Origin of the sequence: Halomonas sp. MCCC 1A11062, assembly GCF_021404355.1 — a bacterium.
Classification (GTDB): domain Bacteria; phylum Pseudomonadota; class Gammaproteobacteria; order Pseudomonadales; family Halomonadaceae; genus Halomonas; species Halomonas aerodenitrificans.
In genome coordinates, this window is record NZ_JABFTW010000013.1 from 75,250 (window position 1) to 85,481 (window position 10,232).

Genomic DNA, 10,232 nt, shown 5'->3' on the forward strand with positions numbered 1-10,232 from the left:
CTGAGATTCGCCAGTATACAGACAAGAATCTATCAACTGGAGATGAGACATGGCACAGCACGGATCAGGGCCTGAAATTTGGGAAAAAGGTTTCTCAAACAAAAGCTTGAACTCTTCCGGAGGAACTGGGCCATGTGCCGGTGGCGTTGTCGGCCCCACGCCGAGGGCTTGGAAAAGCCAGGAGGTGGTAGATGCTGAGGACGCCTGGGTCAGGGTGTTGTCGCAGGAAGAGCGTGAAGGGCTGCTCGGGGGCTTGGCGGCTTTTGAAAATGCCGGTAAGCCGCTGCTGGCAACCTGTGCCCGAGACTTCCCATTCGGCAACCTCGATCGCTTGCTTGCCGATGTAAAAGAGGCGGTCTCGCATGGGTTGGGCTTTGTCGTTCTGCGTGGGTTGCCTATCGAGTCGTTGTCCGTTGAACGTATCCGGGCGCTGTACTGGGGCTTGTGCAACCACTTGGGAGTACTTCGGCCGCAGGGAGTGAATAGCGACTTGCTCGGCGACGTGCGTGATGCCGGCGGGAATTACCGCTCTGCGAGCGGGAGGGGCTACAACACAAACGCGCGTCTCGACTACCACACAGACATGGCGGATCTGGTCGGCTTGCTTTGTATCAATACTGCCAAAAGCGGCGGAGAAAGCCGTATTGCTTGCTCGATAGCGGTGAGAGACGAGATTGCCTCTACATCTCCGGAGCTTTTTGAAGCCCTCTACAAGGATATTTATTACTCTCGCAAAGGTGAGGAGAGTTCCGACGAACCGCCATATTATGCTGCTCCTATATTTTCTGAGCGAGATGGCGAGTTCTGTTGTCGGTATGTTCGCAACCACATTCGCTATGCCCATGAGTTCGATGGCGTTCCCCAGCCTGATGCCACTCAGACTGAAGCGATGGATATGCTGGATAGGCTTGTTGCATCTGATGATTTTACTTTAGAGATGGTGTTGGAGCCGGGGGATATGCAAATTCTTAACAATCATGTGATCTTGCACTCGAGAACTGATTTTATCGATTTTGAGGAGGAGGAAAAGAAACGCCATTTGTTGAGATCGTGGATTTCTACCCCGTACAGTCAGCCGCTCTCTTCCGCGCTTGAAGCAGCCTACCACGATGTTGCCGCGGGTGCCGTGCGTGGCGGAATCGTTGGCAAGAAATTCGATGGAGCAAAAAGAGAGTACACGAAGCAGGCGGCTGAGTTTCACGGCATGCCCTATCTGATACCAGCCTGAAGCATAAAAAGTAACTTGTCCCGGGAGATAACAATGAAAAAATTGTCTATTGTTGCCGCAGTATCTGTCGCCGTTGGCTTGAGTGGTGTAGCAACGGCACAAGCCAATAGCTACCAAATGCTCGTTCCCTTTCCGACCAATCATGCCCTGAACGACATTGCTCACCTGTTTGTCGAAATGGTCGATGAGAAGTTCGATGGTCGTTATCAGATACGCCTGGTTGGCGAGGACGCAATCCCCGGGTTCGAGCAATTCGACCCGGTGAGCTCCGGTGTTTTCCCGATGGCGCTCTCGACTGGACCGTATCATACCGGAGTCACTGGCGTGGGGCTGGCTGCCGACGCCATTGATGCGGACCCGCAAGCGCGCCGGGAGTCAGGCATCTGGGAGGCCTATCAGGACTACTACCTGACACACAATGTTCGGATGATCTCGTTTCCCTCCGCCAATCCTGGTTACCATTTCATGTTGACCGATCCTATCGGGGATGATGGTGGGTGTGAAGGCCGTATCATTCGTGGCACGCTGACCTACCATGGCCCCATCCGTGCCTTTGGCGGATCCCCAGCTGTGATGCCTGTCTCGGAAATTTATACCGCTGCAGAACGTGGTGTGATCGAGGGTGCTGGTCACAATATTTTCGGTAATTACCAAATTGGGCTGCACGAAGTACTGCCCTACCTGGTTCGGCCCGGCTTCGGGGTAACCAGCTTGATGGTGGTCTTCAATGAAGACTACTGGGCAGAAATTCCCGAAGAGGACCAAGCGGCGTTTTTGGAAATTGGGCGTGAGTTGGAGGATGTCTCGCTTGCTCATTATGACGGCCTCATCGCTGAAGAAACGGAGTTGATGGAGGGGGTGGGTGCAGAGCTCACTTACCTGGGTGAGGAGCAGCAGCAAATGCTCGATCAGGCATTTGCAGATGGCTTATGGGAAGAGGCTATTCGTATTTCGGGAGAGCCTGCCGAAAGCATGCGCGAACTCGCCCGTGAGGCTGGCCTTACCCCCTGAAAGTCAAACCACGAAAGGAGTTCATCGTCACTGGCCGCCTGATGCGTGGCCAGTGACGATTTAGAATCAAGCATCAGAGGGCTGAGGTGAAATGAATAAGATATACTCTGGCCTTGGCAAGACGCACGATGCGATAACGGATATAGGCTACTGGCTTGGTGTGCTGGCCTTGTTTGCTATCTTGCTCATGTTTTGCTATGAAATTACGGCGCGTTATTTTTTTCGCAGCCCTACTCAGTGGATCAACGATTTTACAGGGTATTTTCTGCTCTTTTCGACCTTTCTTTTGGCCCCGAGGTTGACGCGGGAGCGGGCCCATATTGAGATAACCTTCATTAAAGATGCCTTGTCGGATAGGGCTAGGGGCTTTTTCAATTCACTGTTGTTTTTACTGGCCACCATAGCTTGTATATGGGCAGGTTGGTATGCCTTCGAGGAAGCCATGCGCCAATACGATCGTGGTATCAGAACCATGGCGGTGATGTCGGTTCCCAGGTGGTGGATGAGCGCTGTTATCTCGTATGGCCTGATGAGTTCAGGGGTATATTTCTTTCGAGCTAGTGTCATGGAGTTGAAGAGCTCTTTGGCGAGTCGAGATCTTTGAGGCCTTATAAAAAATTCAACAAAGGAGGTAAGTATGGAATGGCTACAGATCTTGCTTGCAGGTTTGGGGATTCTTCTCTTCCTGTTTGTGCTCGGCGTTCCCGTATTTGTGGCATTTCTATTCACAAATCTGGTTGGAGCAATGTACTTCTTCGGCGGGCGTGGGTTCAGTATATTTACCAACAGCATTTACGATACGCTTGCTTCTTCGTCTCTTGCTACCATAGCACTTTTTATTTTAATGGGTGAGGTCTTGTTCCGTTCGGGAGCTACCGATGCCGTCTTTCGCTCGACCGATACGCTGATTGGGCGTGTGAAGGGTCGCGATTTTGTTCTTTCGGCTGCACTGGGAACGATCTTTGGGGCTCTGTCCGGGGCTGCTATGGGGGTCGTGGCGATGCTGGGGCGATCCCTTCTTCCTCAGATGCTTGCCAGGGGTAGCGACCGACGACTATCTATCGGGGCCATTCTGGGTGGGGCAAACCTGGCGCCTATCATACCGCCTAGCGTGCTTATCATTGTCATCGGCATGTTGGCCAATATCTCGATATCACGCTTTCTCATTGCAGGTATAATACCTGGGCTCATCATCGCTTGCCTGATTCTCTTGTATACGTCCGTCCGCATTGCAATCAACCCTGGATTGGCTGGCCAGGCTTCCCAGCATGATGTGCCCGTAAGGAGTTTCAAGGATAAGGTTGTTGCCGTCATTCAATTGCTACCTTTCTCGGTCATTATTTTCTTCGTGATGGGATTCATTCTGCTGGGGATCGCCACTCCTTCAGAGTCGGCAGCTTCCGGAGTGGTAGGGGCTCTACTTGCGGCTGCTTATTACAAGAAACTTTCCTTTAGGATGATTCTTGAGTCTGTGCAGTCTGCTGCTGCAGTTTCGGCCGTCATCCTGATCATCATGGCCAGTTCAAAGCTGTTCAGCCAGTTGCTTTCTTTGAGTGGTGCAACATCTGCCATAGCTCAACTCTCCGTTGCGACTTCTCTGGATCCGCTTGTCATGCTGTTTATCATGATGTTGATACCATTTATTTTCTGTATGTTCATGGACCAAATAGCGATTAGTATCGTCATTATTCCCATCTATGCGCCTGTCATAGCCGCGTTGGGATTCGATCCGCTGTGGTTCTGGGTTCTGTTTCTCATCAATGTGACTATAGGTGGTTTTTCTCCACCGTTTGGCTATGTTTTGTTTGCTTTCAAGGCGGCGGCACCTGAACTAAAAGTGAGTGACCTCTATGCTGCCGCCTGGCCTTTTGTGGGTGTCTTTATTCTGGCCATGGTGATCATTGCCATGTTCCCCGCCTTGGTGACTTGGTTGCCGGGCATGTTGTGATAAGCATGTTATGATCAACGGAGAAGAAAAATGACGAACGACAATCTTCAGGAAAATTACCGCGACACCTTCAATGGTTCGACCGGTTTCGGTAATGCTTCGGCTGTACTGGCAATAGACTTCATGAAGGCTTATACACTTCCTGATAGTGGGCTGTATGCGGAAGGTGTCGTCGAGGCGATCAATCATGCGGAGACATTATATAAATGTGCGCGTCGATGCGAAATTCCAGTCATCCATACCCGTGTTGTCTTTTCGGAGGATGGGGCTGATGGCGGAGTGTTCATAAAGAAATTGCCTGTTCTCCGCCAGATGACGGAGAGCAGTGTTTATTCGCAATTCGATGAAAATGTCTTGCCTGCTCAAGGCGAGACTGTCTTGCGAAAACAATATCCAAGCGCCTTTTTTGGTACGCCTCTTGTTTCGATTCTAGTTGCTCAGGGGATCGATACGGTTGTCATTACCGGTTGCTCAACGAGCGGATGCGTTCGTGCCACCGTGGTCGACGCCATCTCATATGGGTTTCGTGTGGTCGTTCCTCGTGAGTGCGTGGGAGACAGGCATCAGAATCCACATGAGGCAAATCTGTTCGATATTCATGCCAAGTATGGCGATGTCATGAGCATGAGTGAGGTGATGCGATACTTCGAGGAGCGAAAATGACATGCTCTATAGCGATTATGTCGAACGAAATTTCATGCTCCTGACCGGGGTTGAGCCTCGAAAGGGCGATGTCGAGCGGACTTCTGAAGTACTTGCTCGGGTGCTTGGCGCTATCGATTATTCCTGTTGCTCAGTGGCTGGTGAAGATGCTGAGGAAGTAGGGGATTTCGATCGTTTGATAGAAGAGTCCAAGGTTCATGGGGGCCGCAATGAATGATCCGATGAAGTGGACATTGAAGGAGGCCGCTGCAGCCGTTTTGAAAAGAAGGATCGGGTGTGTCGAACTCGTCTCGGCGAGCCTCGAGGCGGCTCGCCGCATCAATCGGGTAACGAACTGCTTCACTCGCATAGAGGAAGAGTTTGCCTTGAGTTCGGCACGAGCGGCAGATTGCCGTTCTGCTCATGGAAAAGTCCCTATGGCGGGTATCCCATTGGCCCACAAGGATATGTTTCATCGCAAGGGTATGCCTTGCTCTTATGGGTCGTCACCTGAGCTGGCCCAAGTGCCGAAAGCGACTTCTCACCTGCTTGCTGAGCTTGACCGCTCGGGAGCGGTGCAGATTGGTAGCCTCCACATGTCTGAGTTCGCTTTTGGCGCGACGGGACATAACGATCATTTCGGCCCTTGTCGCAATCCTTGGAATTCGGCGTATATCTCAGGAGGTTCATCCGGTGGCTCCGGGGTTGCTGTCGCTGCCGGTGCTGTTTTTGCAGCATTGGGCTCCGATACGGGAGGCTCGATTCGCATACCGGCTGCCGCTTGTGGTGCCGTTGGCCTGAAACCGACGCATGCATTACTGAGCAGTGATGGCGCCATGCCGATGTCGCGTTCGCTCGACTGCTTCGGGCCGATTGGCCGCACTGCAGAGGATGTCGCGTTGATGATGGACTGCCTTGCATCGGCGGGGGAAGGAGAGGCTGCACGCTTTTCCTGTCGTTTGGAAAGCGATGTCAAAGGTCTGCGCGTCGGCATCCCTGAGAATTACTACTATGACGATATAGACCCTGTGATCGAGTCGCTGATGGAAGCAAGCCTGTTGCGGCTCGAACGGCTCGGCTGCAAGCTGGTCAAGGTCAAGGTGCCCGATCATCAGGAACTCACCAGTTTGTCCTACATCATTCTGGGGGCTGAATCTGCCACCTATCATGCGGAGCGCTTCGCCAGGCACGAGGCAAGTTACGGCCAGCAGACACGGGCCCGGTTATTACACGGCTTCTTCATTCCCGCAGCGGCTTACGTTCAGGCAAAGCAGCTCAGGGGCCTCTATTTCAAGCGATTCATGAAAGACGTGATGAGCCAATGCGACGTTCTGCATACCCCTGTGCTTCGGCGGCCAACCCCGACGCTGGAAGAGACGGACCTTGGGCATTCGCTCGAATCGACAAGTATGATTTCGGATTTGAGTCATTGCACCCGGTTGACGAATTACCTCGGGCTCCCGGCAGTGTCTCTACCGTGTGGATTTTGCCCCAACGACCTTCCGGTCGGCTTTCAGCTCATTGGTAGGCCTTTCGATGAGCCGACGTTGCTGGGCTTGGCTCACGCTCATGAAAAGGTATCTGGCATACGTAATCTCGTTGCGCAGGTTGCCTGAGCCGCCAGGCGCCATCCCCGGTGATCTGGCGATCTGGTGGGTGGCGATGGGGCGATGGGCCAAGAGTTTTGTAACAAAGCGTTTACTTGACCGCGGTCATGTCTATAATAGCTAAGACCTAAGAAAACTAGGTCGCTCAGCTCATAACAATGATGACAAATGCTGGTTGGGTGCGTGGTAAGTGTCGCTCAAGCGTCACGTTTGCCTGATACCTTCGGCTGGCTTCCTGACGGTGAACAAGCTGACCATGGCCCTGATCTCATTTGCCAGTAGAGAGTACTCCGAGCGCGAGCGTCTCGATGCGGCACGCGAATTCTATGCGGCCGTTGCCAACGTCGAGTTGGCGGTCCCCCATGGGCAGCCCCCCGAGATCGAGGCGCGTATCCGGCTGCTGCCGGGCGTTTCCATTGCCAGCGTCGAATGTTCCCCTCTGATTGCCCAGCGTGAGCTGACGAACCTTGCCGACGGCAATGACGATCTCTCTTTTCTGCTGAACCCCTCGGGGCAGGGCGGCTGGACCTCTTCACAACCCAGGCTGGGTGAGGCGACCTGCCGCGCCGGAGAAGGGTGTCTGGGGTTCAACGAGCTTCCTGGCCAGGTCGCTTTCCATGGCTCGCGGGCACGCTTTCTCAGCATCGGTTTTTCACGCCAACTATTGTCGCCGCTGCTGAACCAGGACATGCGGCCCGCAGTGAACAAGGTGTTGCGTTGCGAGCCGCTGGGTCACCTGGCCCAATTGGCGCTGGCGCTTACCACGGGCAGGGCGTCACAGGCCGAGCAGGATCCTGTCGCGCTGACCGAACAGATGACCGATTTGGCGGTGCTGTGCCTTGGGGCGACGCCGGAGGCAGACCGCCGTGCCCGAGGCCGTGGCCTGCGTGAGGCGAGGCTGCGTGCTATCAAGGCCGATATGTTCGCTCTTGCCGGCCGTGGTGATCTCACGCTGACCGACATGGCCAAACGGCACGGTGTTTCACCAGGCTACCTGCGGGCGCTTTTCCGGCATGAGCACACCACCTTCACCGATTACCTGTTGACGCTGCGCTTGCAGTTGGCGTGGCGGCGGCTGACGGATCCGCGCTTTGCGCAAAGAGCCGTCAGCGAGATCGCTTTTTCTTCCGGCTTCAACAACCTTTCCTGGTTCTATCGGGCCTTCAAGCAGCAGTTCGACACGACGCCCACCGAGGCGCGTGCCGAGGCTGGCGCTGATGCCTCTGCTATGAGGGTGAGTGTTTAGGCGTCGATGTGACGCTGAGTGGAAGATAAGAAAAAAGTGTGCTGATAGGCTCATGCCAAAGCAGCAAGCATAAGTAAAACGATAATGCGACGTGGCTGTGACCGCGTCGAGTGCGCAGTAGGAGCAACATGACAATGAAGGTACGCGGGACCCTTCCCCTTCGGCGCCTGGCCGTGGTGCTTGGCTTCGGCTTGATGTCGCCTCTGGCGATGGGCAGCAGCCTATTGCAGCTGCATGAATTGGCCACCAGCAACGACCCTCAGTTCCAGGCCGATTTCTACGGTAAGCAGGCCACCGATGAGCGCTATTACCAGGCGCGTTCGGCGCTGTTGCCGCAGGTCAGCGTCAATGCCAGCCGCAGCGAGATCACTCAGGACATCGTCAGCTCCGACAACGAAGTCTTCGACAGCGGCAGCACCTCCTATCCCACCACCGTATACGGTGTTTCCATCGAGCAGTCGCTGTACGACTACTCACGCTGGGCGGCCTTCAGCCAGGCCAAGCAGGAGATCCAGCAGGCGGCCTCCGAGCTCGAGGCGGCGCGTCAGGATCTCTACTTGCGCGTGGCCGAGCGCTACTTCACGGCCTTGGCGCTGCACGAGAACCTGAGCTTCCTGCGCGCCGAGAAACAGCAGGTGGGTACCAACCGCGACCAGGTGCGTGCACGCCACGAGGATGGCCTGGCTCGTGAGATCGATCTGCTCGATGCCGAGGCGCGTTTCCTGCAGGTGGAGGCCCGCGAGCTCGACGTCGAGAACCGCCTGCGCGATGCACTGAATGCGCTGGAAGAGGTTACCGGCTTGCTGCCCAGCCGCCTGCGCCTGGTCAACGACAACCTGCAACTGGAGCGCCCCCAGCCGGATTCACCGGATGCCTGGACCGAGCTGGCCCTGCAGCGCAACCCGCGCCTGCAGGCTGCCAGCCTGGCGGTGGACGTGGCCATGCAGAACGTGAGGGTGCGGCGCGGCGGTCACTTTCCCACCCTGGGCCTGAGCCTGAACTACGAGAACGACGATACCGAAGGGTCGCTGTTCGGCGGTGGCAGCCAGGTCGAGACCCAGACCATCCGCCTGGGTCTGAACGTGCCCGTTTACAGCGGTGGCATGGTCTCTTCCCAGGTGCGTGAGGGCGAGCAACTCATCGAGGCCGGTCGGGCGCGTCAGGAGCAGGTGCGCCGTGAATTGCAGCGCAACGTGCGGGCCGGCTATCAGGGCATCGTCACTGCCATGGCACGCGAGCGAGCGCTGCGTGAGTCGCTGCGTGCCAATGAGCGTATCGCCGAGAGCCGTCAGGTGGGATTCGAGTCGGGTGTGATTCCTCTGCTCGACCTGCTCGATGCCGAGCGTGACCTGTTCTTTGCCCGTAGCGAGCTGGCCAGTGCCCGCTACGACTACCTGATCAGCGTGCTGCGCCTGAAGCATGCGGCGGGTGTGATCAACAGGGAGGATCTCGCCGAGATCGATGCCCTGATGAGTCAAGAAGTGGATCTGGTGGCCTTCAGCCGCCTGTAAGCGCTGCCTGCGCGACAACGGCTCCCGACCGCCGGGTGGGGAGCGACGACAAGATGCAATGCAAGGAGGCCAACTTGGCTACTCAACTCCTGATCTATCGCAACGTGCAGCCGATCACCCGTGACAAGCACGGTGAGCTGTCTCTCAAGGTCGGCAAGGATTTCGGTTTTGCCGGTCAGGTCAATTCGGTGCCGCTGATGGCCGCTGAGTTTCCCGCGGCGGCAAGCGACCTGCCGATCGTGTTCACCGATGCCGAGGGCAGCGTGCTGCCGGTAGCGGTGCTGGGCATCGACCAGGACTCGAACCTGATGGTGGACGGCGAAGGCCAATGGCGTGGCGAGTACGTGCCGGCCTTCCTGCGTCGTTATCCCTTCGTGTTCGCCTCCAGTGAGGATGGCAAGACGTTCACCCTGTGCATCGATGAAGACTACGAAGGCCTGAATGCCGAGGGCCGCGGCGAGCGCTTCTTCGACAGCGACGGCGAGCAGACCCAGTACATGGCCAAGGTGCTGGACTTCCTGCAGGACTATCAGGCGCACTTCCAGCGCACCCGCACCTTCTGTGCGCGGCTGGCCGAGCTCGACCTGCTGGAGGCGGTGGAAGCCCAGATCAGCCTGCCCGAAGGCGGCAAGCGCACGCTGACCGGCTTCAAGGCGGTGAATCGCCAGAAGCTCAAGGCGCTGCCGGAAGATGCCTTGAAGAGCATGCTGGCCACCGATGAGCTGGAACTGCTCTACGTGCACCTGCAGTCGATGCGTAACTTCAATCGTCTGAGCCGCTTGGCGCGCGGCGGTTCCCGCGTGGGAGCACTGAGCAAGGGCGATCCCGCCGATGAGGCGGTAAGCCAGAGCGATACCGACGAGAAACCGGTGCATTGATGCCGATGGCGGCTCGCGTGCGATACGCGAGCCGCCTCTAGCAGGCGCCATGTGAGGCGCTATGCGAAAGAGGTGTGCCGCGCGTCGGCATGAGTGGCAGCCCGTTTTCGCATAGCGGTTTGACTACGTAGCGGAAAAAAAGAAGAACCAGGAGCATCGAG

General features: G+C 56.2%; 10 protein-coding genes. All 10 read left to right on the forward strand.

Annotated features, from left to right (window positions below; genetic code table 11):
* Positions 1–49 precede the first annotated feature (49 nt).
* Positions 50–1,228, forward strand: a complete 1,179-nt coding sequence (locus HOP58_RS14800) for a TauD/TfdA family dioxygenase (protein WP_234260756.1) — start codon at positions 50–52, stop codon at positions 1,226–1,228.
* 33 nt (positions 1,229–1,261) lie between these two features.
* Positions 1,262–2,239, forward strand: a complete 978-nt coding sequence (dctP, locus tag HOP58_RS14805) for a TRAP transporter substrate-binding protein DctP (protein WP_234260757.1) — start codon at positions 1,262–1,264, stop codon at positions 2,237–2,239.
* Between the two features lie 91 nt (positions 2,240–2,330).
* The gene (locus HOP58_RS14810) at positions 2,331–2,843 is read left to right on the forward strand and encodes a TRAP transporter small permease subunit (RefSeq protein WP_010628725.1); all 513 of its coding nucleotides are present in this window, start codon (positions 2,331–2,333) and stop codon (positions 2,841–2,843) included.
* Positions 2,844–2,876: 33 nt separating this feature from the next.
* Entirely contained in the window at positions 2,877–4,187 is a 1,311-nt protein-coding gene (locus HOP58_RS14815; protein WP_234260758.1) for a TRAP transporter large permease, read from the forward strand.
* A 30-nt stretch (positions 4,188–4,217) separates the two neighbouring features.
* Complete coding sequence (locus HOP58_RS14820; RefSeq protein WP_234260759.1) at positions 4,218–4,850, forward strand: N-carbamoylsarcosine amidohydrolase; 633 nt, start codon at positions 4,218–4,220, stop codon at positions 4,848–4,850.
* A 1-nt stretch (position 4,851) separates the two neighbouring features.
* Positions 4,852–5,067 carry a hypothetical protein gene (locus tag HOP58_RS14825; RefSeq protein WP_234260760.1) on the forward strand — a complete coding sequence of 72 codons (216 nt, stop codon included), beginning with the start codon at positions 4,852–4,854 and terminating at the stop codon, positions 5,065–5,067.
* Entirely contained in the window at positions 5,060–6,445 is a 1,386-nt protein-coding gene (locus HOP58_RS14830) for an amidase (protein WP_234260761.1), read from the forward strand. Before HOP58_RS14825 ends, HOP58_RS14830 begins: the two co-directional genes overlap by 8 nt.
* 232 nt (positions 6,446–6,677) lie before the next feature.
* On the forward strand, positions 6,678–7,682 hold the full coding sequence (locus tag HOP58_RS14835) for an AraC family transcriptional regulator (protein WP_234260762.1): 1,005 nt from the start codon (positions 6,678–6,680) through the stop codon (positions 7,680–7,682).
* A gap of 128 nt (positions 7,683–7,810) precedes the next feature.
* Positions 7,811–9,193 carry a TolC family outer membrane protein gene (locus tag HOP58_RS14840; RefSeq protein WP_234254087.1) on the forward strand — a complete coding sequence of 461 codons (1,383 nt, stop codon included), beginning with the start codon at positions 7,811–7,813 and terminating at the stop codon, positions 9,191–9,193.
* Between the two features lie 74 nt (positions 9,194–9,267).
* A complete protein-coding gene (locus HOP58_RS14845) occupies positions 9,268–10,071 on the forward strand; it encodes a SapC family protein (protein WP_035591305.1) in 804 nt (267 codons plus the stop codon).
* The last annotated feature ends 161 nt before the right edge of the window (positions 10,072–10,232 follow it).

What these genes read in the sequence shown, in the direction of transcription:
- HOP58_RS14800 (WP_234260756.1), top strand. Translation starts at nt 50, where the DNA reads ATGGCACAGCACGGATCAGGGCCTGAAATTTGGGAAAAAGGTTTCTCA.
- dctP (WP_234260757.1), top strand. Translation starts at nt 1,262, where the DNA reads ATGAAAAAATTGTCTATTGTTGCCGCAGTATCTGTCGCCGTTGGCTTG.
- HOP58_RS14810 (WP_010628725.1), top strand. Translation starts at nt 2,331, where the DNA reads ATGAATAAGATATACTCTGGCCTTGGCAAGACGCACGATGCGATAACG.
- HOP58_RS14815 (WP_234260758.1), top strand. Translation starts at nt 2,877, where the DNA reads ATGGAATGGCTACAGATCTTGCTTGCAGGTTTGGGGATTCTTCTCTTC.
- HOP58_RS14820 (WP_234260759.1), top strand. Translation starts at nt 4,218, where the DNA reads ATGACGAACGACAATCTTCAGGAAAATTACCGCGACACCTTCAATGGT.
- HOP58_RS14825 (WP_234260760.1), top strand. Translation starts at nt 4,852, where the DNA reads ATGCTCTATAGCGATTATGTCGAACGAAATTTCATGCTCCTGACCGGG.
- HOP58_RS14830 (WP_234260761.1), top strand. Translation starts at nt 5,060, where the DNA reads ATGAATGATCCGATGAAGTGGACATTGAAGGAGGCCGCTGCAGCCGTT.
- HOP58_RS14840 (WP_234254087.1), top strand. Translation starts at nt 7,811, where the DNA reads ATGACAATGAAGGTACGCGGGACCCTTCCCCTTCGGCGCCTGGCCGTG.